The following is a 25396-nucleotide window of genomic DNA, read 5'->3' as shown; positions in this document are numbered from 1 at the left end:
GCGGGCTTACTGCTTCGGGATATAGAGCGGCATCGAATCTTCCCAGACCGTGTCGGTGATCGCGTGCCGGTCGCTGCCGTCCGCGTTCATCACCCAGTTCTGGCCGTCGGGCTGGAACGTGTCGTCATAGAGCGAAAGCTCGTCGCGGAAACCATACTCGCCGGAGCTGTACGCAATGCGGCCGTCCCAGGTCCAGGTCGCGTGGGCCTGGTTCGAGCCCTGCGGCGTGAGACGCTGCGCATCCGAGCCGTCCGGGTTGATCGTGTACACGTCGAAGTGGAACTTGTTCGGGTCGGTCGGATTGACCTCCTTGCGCGTGAACACGATCTTCTTGCCGTCCGGCGACCAGCCCGGCAGGTTGTCCGGCTCGGTGGTCAGCACCGTGGTCTTGTGCGTGTCCAGGTCGAGAATCCGCAGACCCTTGTCCGTATCGCTCCACACCCGGTAGACAACCCGCGTGCCGTCCGGCGAATAGCTCGGGAAACCCGCGTTCTCCTTGCCGTCGGTCAGAATCTCCGGCTTGCCGTTCATGCTGCCGTCGGCCTTGATGCGCATGATGCGGCCCGGCATGTGAGCGCGCGTGAAGAACCAGCCGCCCACGCCGAATGCCACCCACTGCTTGTCCGGCGACCAGGTCGGCTGGAATGCGCCCGCGAGACCCATCTTGATCATCTTCGGATCGAGGCCGCTGGTGAGCGGATCGTAGATATGGCGCGCGTCGCTGAAGTCGGTATTCGCCACGACGATCGACGAGCCGACCGCTTTCTCCGTGTACACGAGCGATTTGCCGTCACGCGAGAGTTGCGGGAACACGTCGACGAAACGGTAGTTCCATTGCGGATCGAAATTGTAGAGCGGCGTGCCGTTCGGGTGGAACGGCTTGCCATACACCACCTTCTCGTAGACGACCTTCTTGCCGTCCGCCGAGTAATGCGGCGAGCGGATACCGCTTCCCGCCGTGGCATGCGAGGCGCCGTCCGTCGTATAGAGGCCTTCCTGTTCGCCGTTCTTGATGTGATACGCCACGTTGGTCGCGCCCACATACTGCGGGAACACCTTGAATCCCGGCGTGCTCGTCAGTTCCTTGCGCTCGCCCGTCGCCACGTCGACCTGCACGATCTGCGTGCTGACCTTGCCGATCGCCTCGGGGCGGTGCGCGCCCCACGTCGATTCGACTGGCGTCTCATAGAACACCACGTGCTTGCCGTCCGCCGACCACGACGGCGAGCCTTCGGCGAAGCCCGCGCGCGCGGTGATCGGCTTGAAGCCCGTGCCGTCCGGATGGATCTCGTAGATGCCGGTTTCCTGCGTGCGCTCCCAGCCGACCGGCAGGTTGTGGCCTCGCCAGTCGGTGCCGAGATCGGACGACAGCGCGATCCACTTGCCATCCGGCGACCACGAGGGGCGGAAGAAACTATGCGGCTTGTCCGGATCGAACTTGATATCGCCGGTCACGTTGTGCAGCGCGCCGGTCTTGATGTTGAGCGTCCAGATGTTGGTCGTGCCGAAGGTCGTCTTGTCGCGACGCGACGAAACGAAGGCGATCACGTTGGGATCGGCCGGGTTGTAGACCGCGCCGTCGCTCACCCCGGTCCAGTCGGTCAAACGTTGCAGCCCCGTGCCGTCCACACGCACGCGGTAGAGGCTGGCGTGACCCAGACCATCGCGCTCCGAGGTAAAGACGATCCATTTGCCGTCCGGCGAAAAGGAACCGTGATAATCGAAGCCATCGGACTGAATCAGCCGATGTTCATCGCTGCCGTCGGCATTGGCGACATAGAGTTCCGAAGTCGTCGGGCCGATGCGATAGATCAGCAAATCGCCCTTGGTCGCCGTCGCGGCGCCCGCTCCCGGCACGAACGCGGCGGCTGCGGCGATCATCAGGCACGACAGGACTTTCATTTTCAACTGAGGCGAAGAACGCACAATACTAGTCTCCATTTTTTATTCGCATCACAGCACATGCTTTGCGCCGGCCCGGCATTCGGGCCGACGTGCACGGGACAAACGCGAGACAAACTCGACCATCAGCCGAGGCTGCCGGTCACATCGTCGAACAGCTCATCCACGGAAAGGCGGTGCGGAATGATCTTCTGATCGAGCGCCCAGTCGATGGCGAGCTGGATGCCCTTGCGGTTCGCTTCGAGACCGAGCGGCGGAAACACGGCGGGCACCCCGCCTTCCGTTTGCGCGCGGCTTTGCGCGACCATGCGGTAGATCTCGCGCACGACATCCGGACGCTCACGCGACACGCGCTCGTGCACCACGAACATATGGTTGATCGGCACCACGCCCTCGCGTGCGAACCAGCTTTTCGCCGCCGCCTGCGCGTCGGGCACGAGCGTGCGCACGCGCGGATCCTTCGGCATGTCCTCGCCTAGCAGCGCCGCGGCAAGTTCGCCGTCGAGCATCATCTGCGGGATCGATGAACCTGCGGGCAAGCGCTGGCAGTTGTTCGGATCGCTGTACTCGGCGAGATGGCCGTCGCCGAGCGTCATCCACGTCACCTTGTCGAGATCGACGCCGTATTCGTGGCGCAGGATGCCGCGAATCCAGAGCGCCGTCGTCTGGCTATAGGTGCGCACGCCGACCTTCTTGCCTTCGATGTCCTTCGGGTCGAGATGCCCGAAGTCGATGTTGAAGCCCGCGCAATGATGCTGGAAGCGGCCCGAGATCGGCGCAGGCAGCAACACATAGGGCTTGCCGTAAGCCTTGGCCTGCAAGAACGTGACGATCGCCAGTTCGCCCGCGTCGAAAGCGCTCTCGCGCACCATCGCCTTGAAACCGTTATGGGCCGGCGTGGGCCCGCAAAAGTCGAGCGTGACGAGATCCGATTTTACCCGGCCGTCGCGCATTGCCTTCGTTACCGCATATTCGGCCAGATTGGTGCGCAATGTCGGCACTCCGGTCAGCGTAGTCATTGATGCCACTCCTTGTGCATGATTTTGCTGGTGTTACTCACCCTGTTTCCTTGCTTGAACAGGACTACAGACGAACTTCGATCAGACACGGGCCGGGCTCGCGCACCGAGTCGGTCATGGCCTTGTGGAAGGCCTCCGCCGTGTCCACCGAGACCGAGCGCACGCCCATGCTCGTGGCCATCGCCCGCCAGTCGATGCGGGGGCGGTCGATGTCGATCATCGAGAGCGCGCGCTCGCCCGGCGTGCCCGCGCCCATGTTCGAATACTCGGCCTTGAGAATCGCGTAGCTGTTGTTCGCGAAGATGATCGTCGTGACGTTCAGGCCTTCGCGGGCCTGGGTCCAGAGCGACTGGATCGTGTACATCGCGCTGCCGTCGCCCACCATGCAGAACACGCGGCGCTCCGGGCACGCCAGCGCCGCGCCGGTGGCCACGGGCGTGGCGTAGCCGATCGAGCCGCCCATGTTGTTGATGAGATCGTGCGGCGCCGCGCCCATCGTGTAGCCCATCGTCTCGCGGCCCGTGGTGAGCGATTCGTCGACGACGATGCAGTTCTCGGGCAACGCAGCGGCGAGCGCATGCGCGATGCTCACCGGATTGAGCGCGCCGGTCGGCGCGGCGGTTTCCACGCGCGGCTGCACGAGCGGTGCCGTTGCCGTGGCGCCCAGCGCGTCGAGCAGCATTTCGAACGCGAGCGCACTGTCTTCATCGGCTTCGACGAGCGGATGCACGAGCGTGCCTTCCTGCTTGAGCAGGCTCGGCTTGTCGGGGTAGCTGAAGAACGCCACCGGCTCGCTCGTTTCGACGGTGATGATGTGCCTGAAGTTCTTCAGAAACGCCTGCGCCGGCGCGACCGCATACGGAATGCGCTCAAGCGGCACACGCCCCGCGCCGCGCTCGATGCGTGCGGTGAAGAACTGCGAGCCCAGGCGCGCGCCCGTGGTCGCCGCCACCTTGCCCGCGCGTTCGAGCGCAACACCGCGTGTGGCCTTGTTGCCGAGAATGATGAGCGCGGGCTCGCCCGAGCGCAGCACGCGCGCCACGTGCTCGATGCGCGCGGCATCGGGCGTACGCCGCGCCGCCGTTTCGCGCGGCGGCACGACGGTCGTCCCCGTCTCGCGCCACGACGTGTCGCCCGGCAGGATCAGCGTCGCGATCTGACCCGGATGCTCCGACGCCTTGTCGGCAGCCTTCGCCGCATCCCACGCAATCGCACTCGCCGAATCGGCGCGCCGCACCCAGTGGCTCAACGGCCGCGCAAGCCCTTCGATATCCGAAGTCAGCGGCGGATCGTACTTCAAATGCGAGGTCGAATGCTCGCCGATGATGTTGACCATGCCCGACGACGCGCGCTTCGCGTTATGGATGTTCGCGAGCCCGTTGGCAAGACCCGGCCCCAGATGCAGCAGCGTGGAGGCCGGCGTGTCCTTCATGCGGTACCAGCCGTCGGCCGCGCCGGTCGCCACGCCCTCGAAGAGGCACAGCACGCTGCGCATCTTCGGGTTTTCGAGCGCGGCGAGAAAGTGCATTTCCGACGTGCCCGGATTGGCGAAACAAATGTCGACGCCCCGATCGACGAGCGTAGCAACGAGACTTTCTGCGCCGTTCATTTAGTACCCTGCCATCTCGCGCGCGAGGCCCACGACACCGTAGCTGCGCGACGGCGCCGACATCAACATGCGGTAGCCTTCCTCGATCAGGCGCTTGTGATTCTTCGCCGTCACGTGCGGATGGCCGACCACGACGTTGTGCTTGTGGCAAGTCTCGACGATCTTGCGCATCGCGTCGATCACGATGGGATTCTCGTAGTCGCGCGGGCAGCCCAGTTCCTGGCTCAGGTCGCCTTCGCCGATCAAGATGAAGCCGATGCCGGGCACGTTCGCGAGAATGTCGTCGAGATTCTCGATCGCCGCCGTGCTTTCGCACATCAGGCCGACGAGAATTTCACCCTGCGGCGCGAGCGGCCACACGTCGGCCTTCTTGTAGTAGTCGGCCATGCTCAAGCCCCAGTAGCGCGAGGCGTTGGCCGGGCCGTCACCGCGCACGCCCTTCGGCTCGTAGAGCGGCGCGCCCTTCGGCCGCGCATAGCGGCACGAGGCCACGGCGTTGTACGCCTGCTCGACCGTCGAAACGTGCGGCCAGATCACGCCGTAAGCGCCGCGATCGAGCACCTGCTTCGCAAACGACTGGTTCATCTCCACGCCATTGGCGGGAATGCGCGCGATCGGCGTCACGCGCGGCGCGACCGAGCCCGATTCGGCAATCTGCTTGCGGCTGAGCATGTATTGCAGCGCGTCGCCGAGCGCGGCCACGTCGTAGGGGTTGTGCTCCATTTCGAAGACGATGCCTTCGTACGGCGCGTCGCTCATTTCAATGGCGTTTTGCTTGTCGAGCTTCGAGAATGCGGTGAACGCCGGTTTGCCGGATTCGAAAGCGCGAATGATGCTGTTCAGACGGGTGTCGCTCATGATCTTTTCTCTCGTTGAATGGGGTTGAGTGCGGCTCAGTCGGCTTTCCAGTACATGAAGCCCATGCCCTCGCCGGTTCCGGCGGGCGTGCGCCAGCACGGCACGTAATCCACGAGCGTCATTTCGGCGCCGGTTTCCTGGAGCGCCTTCATCACGCTCGCGTAGAGCTTGATTTCCGAAGTGCCCGACTGGTAGGAGCGGTTGTCCACGGCGGAGAGCCCGTCGTAGTCGTACGCCGCCAGCATCTTCATGATGCTGTGATCGAATTCTTCGTCGTTGACGAAGTGGGACAGGCCGCCCGAGGCGAAGATGCCCACGCGCACGTCCTGCGGCCACGCGTTGATCGCATCGCGCAGCACTTCGCCGAACTCGATGCAGCGCGCCATGGAAGGCTGCGTGGGCGGATAAAAGCAGTTCATGATGACCGGCACGTGCGGCGGCGGGTTGTCGCCCATGATCTGGTGATAGACGAAGCTATAGGCGTGCGGCACCACCGGGTACTCGGGCAACGGTTTCATCCACACGTTGTCGGGCCATGCGAACAGATCCGTGATGTCGAAGCCTTCGTTCTGGAAGCGTTCGATCAGGTACGTCGCAAGCTGCGGATGGCACGGGTGAGTGACGTGATGGTCCGGCGCGTAGACGGCGCGCTGCGGCGGGCCGTTGTGCACTTCCTCGCCCGTGTAGATCGCGATCGAAGGCGAGAAGTCGGTGAAGATCTCCTTCTGGTCCTTGCCGAGAATGATGGCGACGTCGATGCGCGCTTCGCGGTAGGCTTCAGCCATCTTGTCGAGCGCCGCGCGGCAGCGCGCGGCACGCGCGGTGCGCTCCTCGATCGTCAGGAACGGCTCGAACGCCGCTTCGCGATGGGCTTCCAGCTCCGGATACGTCCAGGTGCGATTGCGGAACCACAGTTCCGGGTTGTTGCGGTCACGTTCGCCGTTTTTCAGCCAGTCCTCAGGCGCCTGCCCGAGCATGCCGCTGTGCGGCACGGCCATTCCGAATACGATCTTCGCCATGTGTGATTTCCAGTCAATTACCACCGGCCATGCCGGTTGCCTTAAATTGGGTGCGCCCTGAAGCTCTTTTCATGCGGCCTTGGCCGCTCATTAATTCGGAATGCAAAGCAAACCGGGGATATCCTTCGATCGGAGTCGTGTTCGATGTCCCGACGCGGCCGGCATCGGCTTGCGGCCGCGTCGCGGCGCTCAGGCCTCCTGAAGCGAAGGTTTCGGGTCCGAAACCTTCGGGGCCCATTGCGGACGGAACAGCACCGCGGTCGCCGTGGCGCCGATCAGCAGGAACACCAGGATCACCATCATCGGCAACTGGTAGTTGTGGCTCACGTGCAGCAGCCAGCCCGAGAGGCTCGCCGCCACGCCGCCCGCGAGGCTCGTCGCGACTTGCTGCACGCCGGTGACGAGGCCGATCGCCTGCTTCGGAATCAACGTGAGCCGCGAGAGCACGAGGTTGTTCGCCGTCGTCAGGCCGAGCAGGGAAAGCGAGAGCACGTTCCAGAACAGCGCGCCTTCGAGCGTATGAGCATAGGCGCCCAGCAGCACCGTGCAACCGCCCACGAATCCCGCGATCGTGAACGACTTGCGCACGAGAATGGCGTTGTACCCTGCCGCGACAATCCGGTCCGCCGCCCAGCCCGCGAGCGCCGCGACGATCGCGATGCCGGCGAAGCTGAAGAACGTGTAGACACCCGAGCGCTCCAGCGACAACCCGCGCTGCTCGACCAGATACGCGGGCATCCAGGTCATGCAGTAGAACGTGAAGTAGCCGTAGCAAAAGTTCGTGATCATGCCGCCCCACACGACCGGGCTCGACAGAATGCTGGCAAGCGTGACGGTGCGCGCGCTGCCGCTCGCGCGTTTCAACTCGGCGCGTGACGGAAAGTCGTTGCGCACCAGCAGCAGCCAGGGCACGAGCCAGACGAGGCCGACCAGACCCGTCACGATGAACATCATCTTCCACGAATAGTTGACGATGAACCACGCGCCCACCGGCGCGCCGAATGCCGGGCCGAACTTGTTGCCCATGGCGAGAATGCCCACGGCGAGCCCGTTCTGGCGTTCGTCGAAGTTGTTGCGGATCCAGCGATAGCTCGCCGGAATCACGATCGCCTCGGTGAGGCCGACAATCAGACGCATGGCGATCAGGCTTTCGAGCGCCGTGACCGCGCCCATCAGCGTCGTGGCGAGGCACCACAGCGCAAAGCAGATCGCATAGGGCCATTTCACGCCATAGCGGTCGGCCACCCAGCCCATCGGCACCTGAAAGACGCCATAGGACCAGAAGAACGCCGCGTTGATCCAGCCGCGATCCACGCTGCTCAGATCGAATCCGTGAATGAAGCCCGTGTCCGCCAGCGCGCTGGAGATGCTCGTACGATCGACAAACGAAATCAGCACGCCAAGCGCCAGAAGCGTGAGAACGCTCCATCGGCCCGCTGTCGCGCTTCGCTGTGGTTGGGTTGTCTCCATCTGCTTCTTCTTTCTTGATCAAGCTATCTGTTACACAGCCACCGCAACGCCTGCATGCGCTGCGGCGGCTGTCCGGGTGCATCGCGATCTCAGGCCATCGCGGGATACAGCGCGAGCGCCGTTTTGCCGAAGATCCACTCGCGGTCCTGCTCGCTCAGGCTTTGCAGCCCGGCTTGCGCGGTCGCGAGAATCTCCTCGAGCTTGCCCGGCGAGGTCGGATAATTCGAACCCCACGCCATACGCTGCGCGCCGAACGCCTCGACCACGCGCGGGAAGAACGTTTCCGCGCTCGCCTTTTCCTTCTTCACGTCGCCGAAAATGCGCGGCGTGAGCTTCAGGTAAATGTTCTGGAGCGGCGCGAGGTCGAACAGGCTCTGCGCCTTCGCGTAAGGCGCGCCGTCCGCGACCTCGGGACGGCCGAGGTGATCCAGAATGATACGCACGTTCGGAAAGCGGCGGGCAAGCGTCGTGATCTGCGGCAGGCCGATCGGGCCGGTCTGGATGCACATCGGCAGGTTCAGCTCGGCGCACAACTCCCAGGCCGGGAACGAGCGCGGGTCATCCAGCTCGCTCGGATCGAACTCCTTCGTGCTGCCGCCCGTGAACAACCGCAAGCCCGCCAGGCCTCGCTGCGCCCACTCGCGAATGCGTAGCGGCGCATCCGGTTGCAGCACGTCGACCGAGCCGACCGCGACGAGCCGGTCCGCGTACTTCGCACAGCCGTCGACGACATAGCTGTTGTCGAAGCCATACGTGGTCGACGAATGCACCACCGCGGCCTTGGCGACGCCCGCCTCGTCCATCGCGGCGATCAGCGTCTCGACCGTGGTCGGACGCTCTTTCGACCACTCCGAGCGCTTGCCGAACAACGGCGCGGGCGGATAGCGCGTTTCGTCGTCGGAGATGATGTGAGGATGAATATCAACGATTTGTGAAGCCATCAGTGCCTCTGTACGAGTCTGTTTCTTCGCGGCTCGCGCCGTGCTTATTTGCCGCGCGCCTTCAGGCGTGCGTCCAGGCGCGGATACACGCGGCGTGCGTTACCTTCGAAGATCTTGTAGCGGTCTTCGTCGCTGAGCGCCGGGCACGCGTCGATGTAGCGCTTCGTGTCGTCGAAGTACTGGCCCGTGGCCGGGTCCTTGCCGCGTACCGCGCCGATCATTTCGGAGCCGAACAGCACGTTGTCGGCCGGGATCACCTTCGTGAGCAGCTCGACGCCTGGCTGGTGGTACACGCACGAGTCGAAGAAGATATTGTTAAGCAGTCCTTCGAGCGGACGCTCGCGCATTTCGAGCGACATGCCGCGATAACGGCCCCAGTGATACGGCACCGCGCCGCCGCCGTGCGGAATCACGAGGCGCAGCGTCGGGAAGTCCTTGAACAGGTCCGATTGCAGGATCTGCATGAACACCGACGTATCCGCATTCAGATAGTGCGCGCCTGTGCCGTGGAAGCACGGATTGCAGGAAGCCGCCACGTGGATCATCGCGGGCACGTCGAGATCGGCCAGCGCTTCGTAAAGCGGATACCACTCGCGATCGGTCACCGGCGTGCCGGTCCAGTAGCCGCCCGACGGGTCCGGATTCAGGTTGCAGCCAACGAAGCCCAGTTCCTCGACACAGCGGCGCAGTTCGGCCACGCTGTTCTTCGGCGCGACGCCCGGCGACTGCGGCAACTGGCACACCGGCGCGAAGTTCTCGGGATAAAGCTCGGTCACGCGGTGCACGAGGTTGTTCGACACTTCGGCCCATTCGAGGCTCGTGCGCTCGTTGCCGAGGTGATGGCTCATCAGGCCCGCGATCGGCGAGAACAGCGTGAGGTCGCTGCCGCGCTCGCGTTGCAGCTTGAGCTGACCGTTGCCGATCGCGTCGCGGATCTGGTCGTCGCTCACATGCGCGCCGTCGAGCGACGGCGCATTGGCCGGATCGTCGGCGAATTCAACCTGCTTGGCGCGCCAGTTGCGAAACGACGCGGGCACGGTCGTGAAGTGGCCGTGGCAATCGATAATCATGATGTCTCCGTTCTTGTCAGCGGGCCTGCGGATCGACGAAAAGCTCGTCGATCGCCATGCGGCGCGGCGTGAGGCCTTGCTTGAACGCGGTCTGCTCGAGCGCCTCGATCGTCTTGAGGTTTTCCTTGAGGCCGTACGGCAGCGGATCGTGGCCGACGACGCTGCGCAGCGCGAGGTACTTCTTGTCGCCCGCGGTCGTCGCTTCGCCCGCGTCGAGACGCGCGAGCCACTGCTTCTTCGCTTCGTCGAACGCGTCGTAGATGGACTTCGCGATCCACGGATGCTCGGCGAGCACCGAGTCCTTCACGACGATCGTGCCGTGCATCGGGTAGATGCCGGTGCGCGCAAAGTATTGCGCTTCGAGCTCGGCCGCGTTCGGCAGCAGATCGGGGTAGTCGGCTTCGACTTCCTTCCAGCCGCCCGTGGGCGCGCCGGTGCGGCCGATACCCGCGGCGGCGGCGAAACCGCCGACCAGCTCACCGCTTGCCATCATGTCCGCGAGCGACTTGCCGGCCGGCGCGTGAATCACGTTGGCAGGCAGCTTGAGTTGCGTGACGTGCTCTTCGTCGTCCACCACCCAGGTCACCTTCGACGAATCGAGGCCGAACTCGTCGATCAGGACCTGGCGCGTCCACACGCCCGTCGTGACCGAGTAGGCGCGCACGCCGACCTTCTTGCCTTCGAGATCCTTGGGGTGACGGATGCCGGCTTCGGGGCGCACGAGCAGGCCGCTGTGGTGGAAGCGGCGCACCACGAAAATCGGCAGCGCGACGAACGGCGCGCCGTAAGCACGCGCGATAATGTAGGTGGTCGGCGCCAGTTCGCACACGTCGAACTCGACGTCGCGCACCATGCGGCGGAATGCGCCGATTTGCGGTTGAACGGTAATGAATTCGGCGTCCACGCCCTCGATGGGAATGGAGCCATTGCGAATGGCCGACGTATGCGGATGCTCAGCGATTGCGATCTTGAGCGGGACTTTCCTCTTCAACATCCTCTCCTTTGGATTGCCCGGCGCGGCTCATTCGATGAGTTTCGCTGCGCCGGATGTATCGTCTCGATGGAGTAAGAATATGGGAGGCGCCTGATGCCGTCCCTATACAAAACGCACATTCACTGGCACTTTTGTGGAGCGCGGCGCGCGTTGCGGCGAGGGCTCGGGCGGCGAGCCGGGAAGCGAATCCGGGAGGAAGAACGGGCGCAGGCTGGGGGAACCGGCTCGTCCGGAACGGTGGAGCCGATGGCTGCCTGACCTGGCGGCCAGGAGGCCGGCCGGGCGCGGCTATCGGCGCGGCGAGCGCGGCAGGCGCGCCGGCGCCACTACGTTTCCGGCACAAAAAACGCGCTGGCCGGCATTTCGGTCAGGACCGCCGTCGTACACGATTTCAATAGCCGTGAATTGGCGATCTTGTCGGGACTGGAAATATCGATGTGGCGCTGCCGTTCGAGCGCACGCAAGAAGTCCGACTTCAACTCTTCGTCGTAAATCCCGCGCTGCTCGATTTTGCGGCGGATCGTTTCGAGGTCGTATTCGAGGGCTTGATAAGCGCTGATCGTCGTTTCGTATGCTTTAAGCGTCCTTCTGAACTGGATGGCCGGGCGAATGGCCGCGACGAAGGCGGCAAACGTGCCGAACGCTTGCCAGACGTGCTTGCCCATATCCGTCTTGAAGAACCACAGGCCGGCCACCGCCGAGGTGGGCGCCGCAATGACCAGCGCCACGTCCATCGCCATGTCCCAACGTTCCAGGCGACGCAGTCTTTCACTGTAATATCGGACATTGAGATGGGCGGTGCGAAGCTTGTCGTACACCGCCCACACTGGATGGTTCTCGCGTCCCATATCTCCCCCGTACACGTGCGGAGCAAATCAATGATAGTCAAGAAACACAGCCGAGGCATGCTCGTCTTGTTGCCCGCGCTCTTGTGCTCGTCGACGCTCGCGTGGGCAGAGACGCCCCAAGCGGGTGCACCCGCATCGGGGACATCGGAAAGCGTGACGGCGAAGCCGAAGGCGAAGGCAAGCGCAAAACCGGGCACAAAACCGCTTGGCGGAGCAAGCGGCGTCGCCGCGAATCCGGAGAAGGAGGACGCACCGCAAAGCACGCGCAGCCTCGTGCCGAATAGTCCTCACCCCAATGTCGATCCCACGCAACCCTGGCCGCGATCGGGTGGCGCGGAAGAATCGAAGTAGGCTTTCGAAGCATCCGGCCATTTCGCGTGCTGGCCTATACTCGCGGTGCCACGCCGGAAAAAGCTTCGATCGTTCGAGTGTGGTGCGGCCCCTTATATCTGGCGCAAAAGCGACTGCGTGATTCGAAATGACCGATGGTGTGGAGTACAAACGGCTAGCCGGCCTGCCCGGACTGGTGCTCGGCGTGGGGCGCTTCAAGGAGTTCAGCTTCGAGCGGCATTACCATCTTGACTATCATGTCGGGCTCGTCACCGATGGCGTTCAGCGCCAATGCGTGAACGGCGAGGCCGTATTGCTCGGGCCCGGTCGCGTTTCCTTGATGCCGCCCGGCGAGATCCACGACGGCGCGGGCGAAAGCGGCAACGCCTATACGCTGAAGACCTTCAGGCTCTCCGGCGATCTGCTGCGAGACGTCGCGGCCGAGGTGACGGACTCCGACCACCGTGAGCCCGGATTGAACGGCATGATGCTCGAAGACAGGACACTGGCCGCGCAATTGTTGCAGCTTCACGATGCGATGCGACTGTCGCCCGACGCGTCCGCGTTATGTGTGCAGTCGGAATGGCTGTCGTTGCTGCATTGCCTGTTCGCCCGGTCCGGCGCCATCAAACCGGTTGCGATTAAAGGCGCGCTCTCCCCGGTGCATTGGCAACGGCTCAAGGATTATTGCCTCTTCCATCTCGCCGAGAAAATCACGCTCGATGAACTGGCCACCTTGTGCGGTCTGGGGCGCTTTCATTTTCTGCGCCGGTTCAAGCAGACCATCGGCATGACGCCTCATGCCTGGCTCCTTCGTCTGCGCCTGGAGCGAGCTTGCAGCTTGCTCGCGCGCGGCAAGCCGACCATCGCCGAAGTCGCCCAGGGCGTGGGGTTTTACGATCAAAGCCATTTCAACCGGGCGTTCCGTCAAGCGTTTGGCGTGGCCCCGTCAGCCTACTGAGCCGATGGGCCTTTGATCGCCCGCCCTGCTCCAACGTCCATCGGGCCGGTCAATTTTTTACAAGCCAGCGCGCCCTTCGCACTTTAGGATCCGCACAAGTCCGGCCTCAGCCGGTCCGACTGCCAATCTGGAAGCTCAACGCCATGAATCTGCACTTCGACACCCCTTTGATGGAATCGCGCGCCTTGAGCGTCCCTGGTGAACAATCCATCTGGCTCAAGCTCGACGCCTTGCAGCCGTGCGGATCGTTCAAGATCCGGGGTATCGGCCATGCTTGCGCGGTCCACCAGAGCCGTGGCGCACACCGTTTCGTTTCCTCGTCGGGAGGCAATGCGGGGCTTGCCGTGGCGTACGCGGGGCGGCGCCTCGGCATTCCCGTCGTGGTCGTGGTGCCCGAAACCACGACGGCGCGCGCCAAAGAACTGCTCGGCCTGGAAGGCGCGGAGGTCGTGGTGCACGGCAGTTCCTGGCAAGAGGCCAACCAGTACGCACAAACGCTCCTGGGCGCGACGGACGCCTTCGTGCATCCGTTCGACGATCCGCTGCTGTGGCACGGCCATGCGTCGATGATCGACGAGGTTGCCGAGGCCGGGCTCAAGCCGGACGCCGTCGTGCTTTCCGTCGGCGGGGGCGGCCTGCTTTGCGGCGTGGTGGAAGGCTTGCAGCGCAATCATTGGCGCGATGTGCCGGTGCTGGCCGTCGAAACCGAAGGCGCCGCTTCATTCCACGCCGCTGTCGAGGCCGGCCGTACGGTGGAGTTGCCGCGTATCGCCAGCGTCGCCACGTCGCTTGGCGCGAAGCGGGTGTGCGAACAGGCGTTGCATTGCGCGCACGCGCACCCTGTGCGCAGCCTCGTGGTGTCGGACCGCAGCGCGCTCGCCGCCTGCGAGCGTTTTCTCGCGGATCACCGCATTCTGGTCGAGCCGGCTTGCGGCGCGGCGCTGTCCGTCGCCTACGACCGGCACCCGGCGTTGTCCGAATACAAAAAGGTCCTGGTTATCGTGTGCGGCGGCGCCACGGCGACCATCGATCAGATCCGCGCGTGGGCAGAGCAACCGGATTGCCGGTGAAACCTCGAACATCGGTCCCACGGCGCTGAGGCCCATCCGTTGATCTTGTGCCGGTCAGGGTCGCAGCGATAAAATCCTCACCGCCGAAAATAGAGTGGCAGGTTGGTATCTCCTGCACCCGACTCCTCTGTTGGGTTCTAGATTTGCCGCGGCGTCAACCTTACTTTGACCAAGTTGAGGGGACGCGCTGTGGACCGGATGCTGCGCGCCCCTGTGGATGAGGAGCCTGCACCGATGCGCAGCAACACACAAGAGCCGTCAGCCGAAGAAGGCACGCTGTTCAGCGGATTGACCTTCGAGCGCGAGGCGCTGACCCGCCTGCTTCGAGAATGCGGCGACCAGCCGACATTCGAGCACTGTAGTTTCAACGGCGAAGATCTTTCGAATCTGGATTTCCGCGCCGCGCGCTTCACGCAGTGCGACTTCGAGCACGCCATTCTGGAGCACTGCGAACTCGCCAGGAGTCGCTGGCTGGCGTGCAAGTGCGCGGCGGCGAGATTTCGTTACGCCAATATCAGCGATGCCCGTTTCTACCGCAGCGATCTGAACAACACCGACTGGACCGGCTCGAAACTCGGGTCGGCGGTTTTCACCGAGGTCAAGCTGACCGGAGCCCGCTTTGTCGACGCCCGCACGCTCGGCCTCAGCTTTCACGACTCCCTGCTGGTGGGCGCCGATCTGCGGGGCCTGTCGTTTCGCAAGCAAACGCTCGAAGCCCTGAACTTCTCCGACGCGGATCTCTCCGACTGCGACTTTCGCGACGCGGTATTCGAAGGCGGCAGTCTCAGCAACGCACAACTGCGCAACAGCCGCTTCGACGGCGCGGACCTACGCTCTGTAGACCTAAGTGGCTTGCGTCTGACCGACGTGCTGCAACACCTCAAAGGGACGATCCTTTCCGTCGATCAGGCCGTCACGCTGATTGGAGACTGCGGAGTGCGGGTGGTGTAACGCCATGACCGGCAGCAATTTGTCTGATCAATAACATTCCCCGGCTCCCGCCCTGACTGCGCTCGCGCGCAATGGGGGCGGACCGGGTTCTGTCCCGGTCATGGGGATGACCCGCGCTGCGCGCCAGCGGATATTGACTAAGCTATTCTTGTTGCACGCAGTGATCGAGCACCGCTTTGAATTAAAAATCTACCGGAGAGTGCCCATGCCATCCTGCCGCAGACTTTGGCTGAATCCCCTCGCGTTGCTTTTGTGTTCCTTCGGGGTCTTTAGTGCCATATCGAGCGCGTCGGCGTCCGCCGCGACCTTGCCGGACAAAACGCTCGTGTTCTGCTCGGAGGGCAGCCCGGCGGGCTTCGACTCGGCGCAATACACAACCGGGCTCGAATTTTCGGCCGCGTCGTACACCGCCTACAACCGTCTGGTCGAATTCGAGCATGGCGGCACGAAAGTCGAACCGGGTCTTGCCGAGTCGTGGGAGATTTCACCGGACGGCCTGACCTATACGTTTCACCTGCGCCACGGCGTCAAGTTTCATACCACGTCGTTCTTCAAGCCCACGCGCGAATTCAACGCCGATGACGTCATGCTGACGTTCGAGCGCATGTTCGACCCGAACAACGCGTTTCGCACGGCGTATCCCGTCCAGTTTCCGTATTTCAAGGACATGGGGCTCGACAAGAGCATCGCGAAGATCGAAAAGCTCGATCCCTACACCGTGCGCTTTACCATGAAGACGGTGAACGCGCCGTTCCTCTCGGAACTGGCCATGCCGTTCGCGTCCATCCTCTCGGCCGAATACGTCGATCAGTTGATGAAGGCCGGCAAGGCGTCCGACATCAACCTCTTCCCGGTCGGCACGGGCCCGTTCATTTTCGTCAGTTATACGAAGGATGCGACGATCCGCTTCGACGGCAACCCTGACTACTGGAAGCCTGGCGTCGTGCGGCTGGGCAAGCTCATCTTCTCCATCACACCCGACGCCGCCGTGCGCGAGCAGAAGCTCAAGAAGAACGAATGCCAGGTCATGAGCTACCCTCGCCCGCAAGCCATCGCCGGGCTGGAGAGCGATCCGGACATCCAGGTGCTCCACCAGGTGGGTTTCAATCTCGGGTTTCTCGGCTACAACACCACGCACAAGCCGCTCGACAAGGTCGAGGTGCGCCAGGCGCTCGACATGGCGATCAACAAGAAGGCCATTATCGAGTCGGTTTATGAAGGCTCGGGGCAACCGGCGACAAACCCGATGCCGCCAACCCAGTGGTCCTATAACAAGACGCTCAAGGATGCGCCTTACGATCCGGCCAAGGCGAAGGACATGCTCGCCAAGGCGGGCTTTCCAGACGGCTTCGAAATCACCCTGTGGGCGATGCCGGTGCAACGCCCTTATAACCCCAATGCGCGCCTGATGGCCGAGATGATTCAGGCCGACTGGGAAAAGATCGGCGTGCACGCGAAGATCGTCACGTATGAGTGGGGCGAATACATCAAGCGCGCGCATGCGGGCGAGCACGACACGATACTGATCGGCTGGACCGGAGACAACGGCGACCCGGACAACTGGCTCGGCGTGCTGCTGGGTTGCGCGTCGGTGAACGGCAGCAACTTTTCCAAGTGGTGCTATCAGCCGTTCGAGGATTTGATCCAGAAAGGCCGCACCACGACCGACATCGCAGCCCGCACGGACTTCTATATGCAGGCCCAGGTGATCTTCAAGCAGCAAGTGCCCTTCACGCCGATCGCCCATTCGACCGTTTATCAGCCGATGCGCAAGAACGTCACCGGCTTCAAGATCGACCCGTTCGGTCCAACCCAGTTCTGGAACGTCGGCTTCAAATGATGGCGCGCGAGCGCTCCTTCACGCCCCTTCATTCCCCTTCACGCCCTTTCATGCCGCGCCGGGCCGATACGCCGGATAGTCCGTGTAGCCCTTGCTGATCGCTCCATTCACGCCGTAGAGCGTGGAGCGATCGGCATCGGCCAGCGGCCAGTTGTGCCGCATCCTCTCCACCAGATCCGGGTTCGAAATAAACGGGCGGCCGAACGCGATCAGGTCGAGCGCCCCGCTCGCCAGGGCCGCCTCGGCGCTCATGCGCGTGAATCCGCCTGCCGCCATCAAGGTGCCCTGGTACGCCTCGCGGAACCGGGCGGCGAAGCCTTCGGGAATCGACTCGGCGCCTATGGTGAGTTGATCGCTCAAGTGCACATACGCGAGATCCATTTCATTCAACACTGCGGCCACGCGCAGCCACATTGGCGCTTCATCGCCGTAAGGCTGCATGTCGAACAGGCGGCCAAAGGGCGATAGCCGGACGGCGACGCGCGTATTGCCGATTTCGGCGGCGATCGCATCGAGCGTGTCCCGCATGAATCGCAGGCGGTTATCGATGGAGCCGCCGTAGTTGTCGGTCCGGGTATTCAGCGCGCCGTTGAGAAACTGCTCGAACAGATAGCCATTGGCGCCGTGCAGTTCAACGCCGTCGAAACCGGCTTCCATCGCCCGGCGTGCGGCCCGGACAAAATCGGCGGTAATGCGTTTGATTTCCGCTTCTTCCAGCGCTCTCGGCTGGCTCGCCTGAATGGGCCCTGCCTGACCGGGCGCGATCCACGCATAAGCGTTCGAATTGGCCGCTAATTGCGCAACGGAGGACACCGGTGCGGCGCCATCGGGCTGGAGAGACACGTGCGACATGCGGCCAACGTGCCACAACTGGGCGAAAATCTTCCCGCCCCTGGCATGGACGGCGGCCGTGGCGCGACGCCAGGCTTGCGTCTGTTCGTCCGTGTAAAGACCCGGATTGAACAGATATCCGCAGCCTTCGCGCGATACGGGAACCCCCTCGCTGATAATCAGGCCCGCCGTCGCGCGTTGCGAGTAGTAAAGGACGGTGTGCTCGTCCGGTATGTCGTCGAGCGCCCGTGCGCGGGTCATGGGCGCCATGACGATGCGATTCGACAGCGATGTGCCGGCCAGGTCATACGGTTCAAATAACAGACTCATTGCAATCCAGAAGAAGAAAGTGGGTTCAGCATGCGAGCGCGGCAATGCCGCCCGGCGGGTTGCTCAGTTGGGCAAGACCAGACCGTTTCCAGGGTCTCCGCCACCGCCGTTGGGCTGCGGCCACACGACGTCGAGGCGGGTTCGGCTGATGAGCCAGTGACCGTCCATCTGCCGATATTCGTCGGCATACAGGCCCAACAGCAAAAACGGACTTTCCGATGGCGGCCGCGTCGTCACCAGATCGATCAGGTAGCAACGCCCCTCGGCGCGATCATCGTCGACGAGCTCGACCCACTGATTGGCGATCGCGTGCAGAAATGGGTAGCGCCCGCAGTTTTGCGTATCGAAAGCCTTGAAGGCCTCCGATAGCCCTTCGCGGATTGCGTCCCTGCCCCGCCAAACGCCGCGATCGACCTCGCAGACCGCGTCAGGCGCGAAGAGTTGGGCGAGCGCGTCCATACGGTTCGCGTCAAGGTAGTGGCAATAGCGTTTGCGAACATTCTTGACGGCTTCGATCGCAAGCAGCTTCGATATTTCTGTGGACACGGCTTCCTCGTTGCTGAGTTGAGTGCCGCCAGCTTAATCTGATCCACAAAACGGATAAATCTACCTCCAGTCCACTCACTTCGTCCTCTCAGGCTAAAATTAGCCGTCTAGTGGGGGAAGGGAAAATGGCCTGGCAACGATTCGATGGCATTCCGGAATTCGTTCTGGCGGCGCAGCTTCAAAGCTTCACGGCTGCGGGATTGCAGCTCGGCGTGACCAGTTCCGCGGTCGGTAAAGGGGTGTCGCGGCTCGAGCGGCGCCTGGGCGTCAAGCTCCTGCATCGAACGACGCGCCGCCTCACGCTGACCAGCGAGGGCGAGACCTATCTGAGCAGTTGCCTGCGCGTGCTCGAAGATCTGGACGACACCGAAGATGGCCTCGCCACGGGACAAGCGGAGCCGAGAGGGCAATTGCGCATCGCGTTGCCCGGCGCGTTCGGGCGCAGGCATATCGCTCCGGCGCTGATCGCGCTCGCGCGACAGTACGCGCAACTGGACCTGACGATCACCTTCGGCGACCGCACCGTCGACATGATCAGCGAAGGCATCGACCTCGCGGTGCGCATCGGAGACCTGAAGGATGATTCAGAACTCGTCGCGCGCAGCCTCGGCGAACAGCATCTCGTGATTTGCGCATCGCCCGATTATTTGCGCAGGCGTGGACCCGTGAGCACCCAGGCCGCGCTGCTCGAACACGACTGCATCGTGGGATGGCGCAGAGGCGCACGCTCGACCTGGTTGCTTCGGGGTCCAAATGGTGTGCTGGAAGAACAGGAAATCCGTGTTCGTCACGAGCTCGGCGATGGCGAGATGATGGTCCAGGGCGTTCTTGACGGGTGTGGCCTGTCGCAGTTGCCCACCTGGCTCGTGTATGAGCATTTGCAGTCCGGTCGTCTCGTGACGGTGCTCGATGAGTTCGAGGGCGGAGGCATGCCGATCCACGTGATCCGGCCTCGCACGCGCTATGTCCAGCCCAAGGTGCGCGTTGTCAGCGACGCTCTGGTGAATCTGGCGAAGGCACGTCCCGACGTTTTTTTGTGCGCCCGGTAGTATTGGAATCCTCGTCAATCGCTTTGCCGTTGCCATGCACTTGCTGTGCAGGAATCTCTCCATGTCCGCTGACCGACCTGTTCCCGATGGCTCATACGAGGGCAGTCTAGGCCCCTTGCCGCTGATCCTGCATGTTGCGCGGCATGGCAGCAACCTGCCGATGTTGACGATCGACAGTCCGGATCAGGGCGCGTTTGGCATCGAATGCACGGAGGTGACCATCGATGGGCGATCGCTGAATTTCGCGGTGCCTTCGGTTAGCGGCGCCTGGTCCGGCGCACTCGAAGCCGACGGCCTGACGCTCTCCGGCACATGGACACAGGGTGGCGCGACTGCGCTCAAGTGGGTGCGCGATACCTTCGTGCCGGCGGCGATGCCCTCGCCGATCGACGGCATCTGGCTCGGTCAACTCACCGTCGACAAGCGTTCGCTACGCATACAAGTCACCACCAGGACTGACCGGCACGGACGCTTGTCCGCAACGCTCGATAGCATCGATCAACGCAAGACCGGCCTGGCGTGCGCGAACCTGTCCATCAACGGCAACGCATTCAGCTTTGACGTGCCTTCGGTCGATGGACGCTGGACCGGCACGCTGTCCGCCGATGCAAACAGACTGACCGGGCGATGGGCTCAGCGCGCGGAGTATCCGCTCGACCTCGAACGGCAGACGCAGCCTGCGCGCGTGCAACCTTTGCCCGCACCGCGCATGTTGCCAGGCTTGCCACCGGTTCCGGCGGCGGAACTCGGTGCACGGCTTTCGTGCGACTTCGGGGATCTGCTGACAACGGGCTGGCTCTCGCGAGGCAGCGCCGGTGGCGTCGTGATCGGCATTTCGCAGGATGGCGAACGCTCCATTGTCTCGTTCGGCGCGGCGAGCGACGCTTCGATCTTTGAGATTGGTTCGGTTTCCAAAACGTTTACCGGGTTGCTGCTTGCGCAGATGGTCGCGCAAGGCAAGGCTCAACTGCATGAGCCCGTGAGAGCGTTGCTGCCCAACGGCGCCGTCGCAAAGCCAGCCGGGGAGGAAATCACCCTGCTCGATCTTTCGACGCACCATTCGGGCTTGCCCCGTTTGCCGGCCAACATGCAACCCGCCGATCCGGAAGACCCGTACGCGGATTACGACGCGCAAAAGCTGCTCGCGTTTGTTGCGGCGCACGGCACCGGCAAGGCGGGACAACCCGGCTTCAGCTACAGCAACCTCGGTGCGGGCCTGCTTGGCCATGCGCTCGCGAACCGCGCGGGCATGCCGTTCATCGACTTGCTCGATGAACAGATACTCCGCCCGTTAGGCATGACAGACACCGCCATCACGCTCGCGCCCGCGCAACAAGCGCGCTTCATACCAGGGCATGCGGCGAGCGGACTTCCGGCCAGGCCGTGGAATTTGAACATACTGGCGGGCGCGGGCGGGCTGCGTGCGTCGGCGGCCGACCTGCTGACGTATCTGGAGGCGTTTTGCGATCCGCAAAGCCTGCGGGATGCGCCGGGAACCAGCGGACACACGTTGAGCGCGGCGTTCGAGGACGCGCAAAAGCCGCGCGTGAAAGTGAGCGACATGCTGACGATGTGCCTGGGCTGGCTTTACCAGCCTGAAGACCGGACCCACTGGCATACGGGCGGAACAGGCGGCTATACGAGCTACGCGGCGTTCAGCCGGGAACGCAGGCGAGCGATTGTGGTTCTGGTGAACGCGACAGCCGGCGATCATGGCTCTCCCGCCGAAGCGATCGGCCGCTATGTCGTCGAGCGACTGGAAGGCAGGGACGCGATCTGGCCTGGTACGGCATTGCCAGAAGCGCTTAAACGCTGAGCGGACAACCAACCGTACCGTTCGGTCGGCAACATTCGGCGCAATGTTCCGGCTGCTAGCATGTGACGAATGCCGCACAGAAGTCGATCTTTGGGACGGGCCTATTCACCCAACGTGGGTATGTGCCATGAGAAATCTCGACGCAGTCAGCCGGCGCAAGGCGCTCCAGATGCTTGCGGGGAGTCTCGCGGCGGGAGCCGCATTTCCCCGTTGCGCCTATCCCTTCGCGTCATCCTCCGGCGAAGAAGCCCTCCAGTCGGCGGGCCGCATCAAGCCGATATTCAAGCCAACCCGAATTGGCAACAGCGGCAAGCCGACCCGCTATTGCATCGATGTTCATGCTCATATCTTCAACTCAAGCGACATCGACGCGATGGGGTTCATGAAGAAGGACGCCGCCCACTCGATCGACAATGTGCTCCTGCGGGAACTGGTTGTGGGACTGGCGGAAGTCGTCGGCGCACTGGCGCTCGTTGCGCCTGCCGTAGAGGCCGAGATTGGAAAATTAAACGCGTTCCTGGCCAAACTCACCGGCGTGGAGAAAGCCGAATCGGTGAAAGCGTTCCTTCAATCTGAGGCGAGAGCCCACCGGGATATCGTTTCGAAGAACGTCGCCTACGAGATGAAAAGACGTAAGCTCGATCAAACGTATACGGCGTTGCAACAAGCTCATGCGCAAGAAATGCAAAGAACGTTCGGCGACCTCAAACCATCCACGGAGGGGCCGACGACGTTCGAGGAATCGATAGCGATCGCCATCGACCCGGTTCGCAGACTCAAGGACTATCAGGCCCGGTATGGGGGGCGGGGAGCGCCCGAGAAGTCCCTGGACCCCGGCGGATACGTCGAGTTCGTGGGCCACATGTTGGCCTATCGATGGATGAATCTGCAAGACTACACGTACGCCTATACCGAAGCGAATGACGCGTTTGGCGTAGATGCGATGTTCGCCTCGTTCGTCAACTTCGACTATTGGCTGGCGCCGGCGAAGCGCTCGCCTCAAGTCGAGCAAATGAAGCTGCATTCGCTGCTGTCCAGCATGTCCGGCGGCTATATGCTGCCGATCGTGGCATACAACCCGTGGACCGATATCGAGGAGCACGATGCGTCATTCGAGCTCGTCAAAAAGGCGATCGGGCAATACGGCTTCGTAGGCGTCAAGATCTACCCGCCAATGGGCTTTATGCCTTATGGCAACAGCGAGCCCTATCCGGGCAAGCAAGCGCATCCGGACGTCAAGAAGCTCAACGCGGTCATGCTGCGGCTGGCCACCTGGTGCGCGCAAAACAATGTGCCGATCATGGCGCATTCCGGCGAGTCCAATGGCCGCGACCAGGGCGAAGATGAATTCGGCGGCCCAAATGGATGGAAAGCACTACTACAGAAACTGGAGATCACCTCGCCCACCGTTTCGCTCGTAGGCAATCTTGGCCATTTCGGCGGCGATTCCGACGAACCCAGACACCCCAAAAACGATTGGCCAAGCGAGTTCGCGAAGCTCATGCGCGATCCCCCGGAAAATCGGCTGTACGGCGACCTTGCGTATTGGGAACAGCTGCGATGGTGCGACGCGAAACATCCGAAATGCACAGTGGCCAAATCGCGCCTCAAGGCGGCTATCCGGGCAAATCCCGCAGTGACCGGGCGGATCATGTTCGGCACCGACTGGGACATGCTCTCCCAGGAGCCCGACTGGGGAAGCTACCCGTCTCAGGTAGTCGGCAATCTGGGCGGGTTGATTCCGTCGATGGAACAGTTCCTGTACCTCAACGCCCTTGCGTGTTTCGGTTTGGCGCCAGGCGGTGCTCGGCGAAACCGCGTCATCGCGCGGTTGAGCGCCACAGTGGGAGACATCCCGCCCTGGCTGAAGAACGCGCCCGCCGTCACTCGGGGCCAGGACTAGCGTCAGACGATGAGATGCCGCAACACGCCCGTTGCGACGACTCCGACAACGACGGTCGGCAAGAGGGAAAGCCGGGTCGCCGCCAGAAACGTCACGGCGAGCCCAAGCAAGTCCGCCGGATGGCTCGACACGAACGCGGGAGCAATGACCGACACCAGCACGCAGCCCGGCACGCTCTCCATGATTGCCTGCGTTCGCGGGCTCAACGTCCAGTCGCGCAAAACGACAAAGCCCACGATTCGCGTCATGTAAGTCGACGCCGCCATCAGGACGATGCTCACAACCGTCGTCCAGTCAAGCATCGGGGCGCTCCAGAAAGCATGCCGCCACGAGACCGGCACAGGCCCCCGCCGCGACATACCATGCCCCCGGCACGAATTTGTACGTCACGCCTGCCACGATCAGGCTGACGAGCCAGGGGCTGCATGCCCTGGCGCCCTTCCACATGCCCTTGAGCAGCACGAGGAAGACCGCGGTGAACGCCATGTCGAAGCCATAGCGCTCGATGTCGCCCAGCACCGGACCGAGCACGGCGCCCAGTGCGGTGAACGCAATCCAGGTCATCCACAGGTTGAGCGCCACGCCGATGTAATAAGCGATGCTGATTTCCCGCTGGCCTCGCGCGTTCGCATCCGCGAGCGCCAGGGCCCAGCTTTCGTCGCACATCAGAAACAGCGCGGCCAGCGCCCGAGGCAACGGCACATGCCGCATGCGAGGCGCGAGCGCCGCACCCATCAGGATATGGCGCATGTTCACGAGGAAGGACATCGCCACGATGAGTGCGATGTGAGGCGGTGACGTCCACAGCCGCACTGCCGTGAACTCCGATCCGCCCGCGAAATTGAGCCCCGTCATCAGGGGCACTTCGACTGCGCTGATGCCTTTTTGGGCGGCCTGCGCACCCAGCACCAGCGCAAACGGCACGAATCCCAACATGACGGGCAACGCGGCCCGCATCCCTCGAACCATCTCGGCGCGGACCAACGTGGCCCTCGACGCAACCGATGGCGAATACACACTGCTCATTCCACTTCCTTCCACTCGAACTTCAACGGCGAATTGCTCACTTCAACGAGGCACGAAGCATACCTTTTCGAAGCGCGTAGCGCTTGTACATTCCTGCTCCCGCGGCGTCAATGGCGCTTGCCTTTCGGGTACGCAGCGCCGGCCGGATGACAACAAGAGCGGACGCGTTCCGCGATATGCTTATGCCATACACCGTGTGCGAAGACGCAACAGGCCATCAGACGGCGTAGTGCCAGAACACCTGGCCGCTATGCACACTGCGGCACGGCATTCAAGTTGCTGCGGCAAAGCGGATAGACGACAAACCCGACTTCGAACAACGCAAAGATGGAACGCGAACCATACAAAGGCTACGTTTTATGGGGCCACGCCATTGCCCATCAGGCGGAACTGCTCACGCAGGAGCGTTATGCGGGAAGCGGCACGATCACCCAGGACAACACGCTCATCTGCACGTCGGGCGTTCTGGACTTGTTCGATTCCGAGGATGACGCGCAAAACGCGGGGTTGGCATGGGCAAAAGCATGGGTCGACACGCATGGCTAACCCGGTGCGCGAGATGGACGGGCGCTGACGAGCGCTAGACGTTAGAAGCGGAACCCGGTAGCCTGAAACAACTTCATGAGCAGTCTGACTACGTCAAGGAGCTGGCACATGGAAGTGAACACCGAAGCGCTTGTTGACATGCTGCGCGAAGTCGAAGCCGAAGATCCAATCGACTACGCCGACCTGCCGTTCGGCGAACAGGAACTACGGCGGCTCGTCATGCATTCGCTCGTGGAACGACACCACGCCGTGGAAGCCGCGATGTCGGGTTCGGACCTCCAGGCCATGTACCTGCTGAGCACCGCGAAGCTGGTGCTCGAAAACACGGTGCTTCACGCCCGGCTGCTCATGCTCCAGGGGCAACAGGTGGACGTTCAAGCGTTGCTCGCCCCGTTCACCCTCAAGGGCAAAAAATAGAAGGACGCAAAGCGTGCCGGCGAATTTCACGGCGGCCGGATGCGTATGTC

Annotated in this window: 24 protein-coding genes; 10 read left to right on the top strand and 14 right to left on the bottom strand. The window is 62.9% G+C overall.

Translation table 11 applies throughout. The features are described from left to right. Positions 1-6: 6 nt before the first annotated feature. The 10 genes from C7402_RS12865 to C7402_RS12820 form a co-directional block, all read right to left on the bottom strand. Positions 7-1902: a hypothetical protein gene (locus C7402_RS12865; protein WP_224038786.1), complete on the bottom strand. Its 1896-nt coding sequence runs from the start codon at positions 1900-1902 to the stop codon at positions 7-9. 125 nt (positions 1903-2027) lie between these two features. Next, entirely contained in the window at positions 2028-2921 is an 894-nt protein-coding gene (locus C7402_RS12860; protein WP_112173084.1) for a type 2 periplasmic-binding domain-containing protein, read from the bottom strand. 64 nt (positions 2922-2985) lie between these two features. Further along, complete coding sequence (locus tag C7402_RS12855; protein WP_116610940.1) at positions 2986-4530, bottom strand: acetolactate synthase large subunit; 1545 nt, start codon at positions 4528-4530, stop codon at positions 2986-2988. Next, positions 4531-5388, bottom strand: coding sequence for an HpcH/HpaI aldolase family protein (locus tag C7402_RS12850; RefSeq protein WP_112173082.1), 858 nt, complete (start codon positions 5386-5388; stop codon positions 4531-4533). Positions 5389-5423: 35 nt separating this feature from the next. Then, a complete protein-coding gene (locus C7402_RS12845) occupies positions 5424-6407 on the bottom strand; it encodes a DODA-type extradiol aromatic ring-opening family dioxygenase (RefSeq protein WP_116610939.1) in 984 nt (327 codons plus the stop codon). A 189-nt stretch (positions 6408-6596) separates the two neighbouring features. Continuing rightward, positions 6597-7877, bottom strand: coding sequence for an MFS transporter (locus C7402_RS12840; RefSeq protein WP_112173080.1), 1281 nt, complete (start codon positions 7875-7877; stop codon positions 6597-6599). A gap of 89 nt (positions 7878-7966) precedes the next feature. Then, complete coding sequence (locus C7402_RS12835) at positions 7967-8818, bottom strand: amidohydrolase family protein (RefSeq protein ID WP_116610938.1); 852 nt, start codon at positions 8816-8818, stop codon at positions 7967-7969. Positions 8819-8862: 44 nt separating this feature from the next. Next, positions 8863-9888 carry an amidohydrolase family protein gene (locus C7402_RS12830; RefSeq protein WP_116610937.1) on the bottom strand — a complete coding sequence of 342 codons (1026 nt, stop codon included), beginning with the start codon at positions 9886-9888 and terminating at the stop codon, positions 8863-8865. Positions 9889-9904: 16 nt separating this feature from the next. Continuing rightward, positions 9905-10882 carry a PhnD/SsuA/transferrin family substrate-binding protein gene (locus tag C7402_RS12825; RefSeq protein ID WP_112173077.1) on the bottom strand — a complete coding sequence of 326 codons (978 nt, stop codon included), beginning with the start codon at positions 10880-10882 and terminating at the stop codon, positions 9905-9907. Between the two features lie 326 nt (positions 10883-11208). Next, entirely contained in the window at positions 11209-11730 is a 522-nt protein-coding gene (locus C7402_RS12820) for a hypothetical protein (RefSeq protein ID WP_133254479.1), read from the bottom strand. A 30-nt stretch (positions 11731-11760) separates the two neighbouring features. Here C7402_RS12820 and C7402_RS12815 point away from each other — a divergent pair, with 30 nt between their 5' ends. The 5 genes from C7402_RS12815 to C7402_RS12795 all read left to right on the top strand — a co-directional run bounded on the left by C7402_RS12815 (position 11761) and on the right by C7402_RS12795 (position 16882). Continuing rightward, on the top strand, positions 11761-12081 hold the full coding sequence (locus C7402_RS12815; RefSeq protein WP_133254478.1) for a hypothetical protein: 321 nt from the start codon (positions 11761-11763) through the stop codon (positions 12079-12081). Between the two features lie 127 nt (positions 12082-12208). After that, positions 12209-13021, top strand: coding sequence for an AraC family transcriptional regulator (locus C7402_RS12810; RefSeq protein ID WP_116610935.1), 813 nt, complete (start codon positions 12209-12211; stop codon positions 13019-13021). A gap of 143 nt (positions 13022-13164) precedes the next feature. Continuing rightward, positions 13165-14091: a pyridoxal-phosphate dependent enzyme gene (locus C7402_RS12805; protein WP_116610934.1), complete on the top strand. Its 927-nt coding sequence runs from the start codon at positions 13165-13167 to the stop codon at positions 14089-14091. A gap of 198 nt (positions 14092-14289) precedes the next feature. Next, entirely contained in the window at positions 14290-15042 is a 753-nt protein-coding gene (locus C7402_RS12800; protein WP_341869244.1) for a pentapeptide repeat-containing protein, read from the top strand. Positions 15043-15247: 205 nt separating this feature from the next. Continuing rightward, positions 15248-16882 (top strand): ABC transporter substrate-binding protein, encoded by a 1635-nt coding sequence (locus tag C7402_RS12795; protein WP_116610932.1) that lies wholly within the window; start codon positions 15248-15250, stop codon positions 16880-16882. A gap of 48 nt (positions 16883-16930) precedes the next feature. Here C7402_RS12795 and C7402_RS12790 read toward each other — a convergent pair whose 3' ends face one another. Both C7402_RS12790 and C7402_RS12785 read right to left on the bottom strand, forming a co-directional pair. Beyond that, positions 16931-18043 carry an alkene reductase gene (locus C7402_RS12790; protein ID WP_116610931.1) on the bottom strand — a complete coding sequence of 371 codons (1113 nt, stop codon included), beginning with the start codon at positions 18041-18043 and terminating at the stop codon, positions 16931-16933. A gap of 63 nt (positions 18044-18106) precedes the next feature. Then, positions 18107-18589: a nuclear transport factor 2 family protein gene (locus C7402_RS12785; protein ID WP_116610930.1), complete on the bottom strand. Its 483-nt coding sequence runs from the start codon at positions 18587-18589 to the stop codon at positions 18107-18109. A 125-nt stretch (positions 18590-18714) separates the two neighbouring features. On the opposite strand from C7402_RS12785, the gene C7402_RS12780 reads away from it, so the two are divergent. The 3 genes from C7402_RS12780 (at position 18715) to C7402_RS12770 (ending at position 23357) form a co-directional block, all read left to right on the top strand. Beyond that, on the top strand, positions 18715-19638 hold the full coding sequence (locus C7402_RS12780; protein WP_116610929.1) for a LysR family transcriptional regulator: 924 nt from the start codon (positions 18715-18717) through the stop codon (positions 19636-19638). 61 nt (positions 19639-19699) lie between these two features. Next, positions 19700-21454: a serine hydrolase domain-containing protein gene (locus C7402_RS12775; protein ID WP_165841874.1), complete on the top strand. Its 1755-nt coding sequence runs from the start codon at positions 19700-19702 to the stop codon at positions 21452-21454. A 127-nt stretch (positions 21455-21581) separates the two neighbouring features. Continuing rightward, the gene (locus tag C7402_RS12770) at positions 21582-23357 is read left to right on the top strand and encodes an amidohydrolase family protein (protein WP_133254477.1); all 1776 of its coding nucleotides are present in this window, start codon (positions 21582-21584) and stop codon (positions 23355-23357) included. 2 nt (positions 23358-23359) lie between these two features. Here the strand turns inward: C7402_RS12770 and C7402_RS12765 are convergent, their stop codons facing one another. Beyond that, entirely contained in the window at positions 23360-23659 is a 300-nt protein-coding gene (locus C7402_RS12765) for an AzlD family protein (protein WP_116610926.1), read from the bottom strand. Next, on the bottom strand, positions 23652-24383 hold the full coding sequence (locus C7402_RS12760) for an AzlC family ABC transporter permease (protein WP_112173057.1): 732 nt from the start codon (positions 24381-24383) through the stop codon (positions 23652-23654). The genes C7402_RS12765 and C7402_RS12760 overlap by 8 nt, the downstream gene beginning before the upstream one ends. Before the next feature lie 327 nt (positions 24384-24710). On the opposite strand from C7402_RS12760, the gene C7402_RS12755 reads away from it, so the two are divergent. Together C7402_RS12755 and C7402_RS12750 are read left to right on the top strand one after the other, a co-directional pair. Next, positions 24711-24929 (top strand): hypothetical protein, encoded by a 219-nt coding sequence (locus C7402_RS12755; RefSeq protein WP_112173056.1) that lies wholly within the window; start codon positions 24711-24713, stop codon positions 24927-24929. 108 nt (positions 24930-25037) lie between these two features. Continuing rightward, positions 25038-25346, top strand: a complete 309-nt coding sequence (locus C7402_RS12750; RefSeq protein ID WP_116610925.1) for a hypothetical protein — start codon at positions 25038-25040, stop codon at positions 25344-25346. The last annotated feature ends 50 nt before the right edge of the window (positions 25347-25396 follow it).

The organism is Paraburkholderia unamae (genome assembly GCF_003096875.1).
Taxonomy (GTDB): Bacteria; Pseudomonadota; Gammaproteobacteria; order Burkholderiales; family Burkholderiaceae; genus Paraburkholderia; species Paraburkholderia unamae.
The sequence above is the reverse complement of the archived record's forward strand: the minus strand, read 5'-3'. Positions and strand labels throughout refer to the sequence as shown.

Bases quoted from the DNA above. Each gene is read 5' to 3' on its own strand.
- C7402_RS12760 (WP_112173057.1), bottom strand. From the start codon at position 24,383: ATGAGCAGTGTGTATTCGCCATCGGTTGCGTCGAGGGCCACGTTGGTC.
- C7402_RS12830 (WP_116610937.1), bottom strand. From the start codon at position 9,888: ATGATTATCGATTGCCACGGCCACTTCACGACCGTGCCCGCGTCGTTT.
- C7402_RS12835 (WP_116610938.1), bottom strand. From the start codon at position 8,818: ATGGCTTCACAAATCGTTGATATTCATCCTCACATCATCTCCGACGAC.
- C7402_RS12805 (WP_116610934.1), top strand. From the start codon at position 13,165: ATGAATCTGCACTTCGACACCCCTTTGATGGAATCGCGCGCCTTGAGC.
- C7402_RS12840 (WP_112173080.1), bottom strand. From the start codon at position 7,877: ATGGAGACAACCCAACCACAGCGAAGCGCGACAGCGGGCCGATGGAGC.
- C7402_RS12845 (WP_116610939.1), bottom strand. From the start codon at position 6,407: ATGGCGAAGATCGTATTCGGAATGGCCGTGCCGCACAGCGGCATGCTC.
- C7402_RS12825 (WP_112173077.1), bottom strand. From the start codon at position 10,882: ATGTTGAAGAGGAAAGTCCCGCTCAAGATCGCAATCGCTGAGCATCCG.
- C7402_RS12820 (WP_133254479.1), bottom strand. From the start codon at position 11,730: ATGGGACGCGAGAACCATCCAGTGTGGGCGGTGTACGACAAGCTTCGC.
- C7402_RS12865 (WP_224038786.1), bottom strand. From the start codon at position 1,902: ATGAAAGTCCTGTCGTGCCTGATGATCGCCGCAGCCGCCGCGTTCGTG.
- C7402_RS12790 (WP_116610931.1), bottom strand. From the start codon at position 18,043: ATGAGTCTGTTATTTGAACCGTATGACCTGGCCGGCACATCGCTGTCG.
- C7402_RS12795 (WP_116610932.1), top strand. From the start codon at position 15,248: ATGCCATCCTGCCGCAGACTTTGGCTGAATCCCCTCGCGTTGCTTTTG.
- C7402_RS12765 (WP_116610926.1), bottom strand. From the start codon at position 23,659: ATGCTTGACTGGACGACGGTTGTGAGCATCGTCCTGATGGCGGCGTCG.
- C7402_RS12780 (WP_116610929.1), top strand. From the start codon at position 18,715: ATGGCCTGGCAACGATTCGATGGCATTCCGGAATTCGTTCTGGCGGCG.
- C7402_RS12855 (WP_116610940.1), bottom strand. From the start codon at position 4,530: ATGAACGGCGCAGAAAGTCTCGTTGCTACGCTCGTCGATCGGGGCGTC.
- C7402_RS12800 (WP_341869244.1), top strand. From the start codon at position 14,290: ATGCTGCGCGCCCCTGTGGATGAGGAGCCTGCACCGATGCGCAGCAAC.
- C7402_RS12810 (WP_116610935.1), top strand. From the start codon at position 12,209: ATGACCGATGGTGTGGAGTACAAACGGCTAGCCGGCCTGCCCGGACTG.
- C7402_RS12860 (WP_112173084.1), bottom strand. From the start codon at position 2,921: ATGACTACGCTGACCGGAGTGCCGACATTGCGCACCAATCTGGCCGAA.
- C7402_RS12775 (WP_165841874.1), top strand. From the start codon at position 19,700: ATGTCCGCTGACCGACCTGTTCCCGATGGCTCATACGAGGGCAGTCTA.
- C7402_RS12755 (WP_112173056.1), top strand. From the start codon at position 24,711: ATGGAACGCGAACCATACAAAGGCTACGTTTTATGGGGCCACGCCATT.
- C7402_RS12750 (WP_116610925.1), top strand. From the start codon at position 25,038: ATGGAAGTGAACACCGAAGCGCTTGTTGACATGCTGCGCGAAGTCGAA.
- C7402_RS12815 (WP_133254478.1), top strand. From the start codon at position 11,761: ATGATAGTCAAGAAACACAGCCGAGGCATGCTCGTCTTGTTGCCCGCG.
- C7402_RS12850 (WP_112173082.1), bottom strand. From the start codon at position 5,388: ATGAGCGACACCCGTCTGAACAGCATCATTCGCGCTTTCGAATCCGGC.
- C7402_RS12770 (WP_133254477.1), top strand. From the start codon at position 21,582: ATGAGAAATCTCGACGCAGTCAGCCGGCGCAAGGCGCTCCAGATGCTT.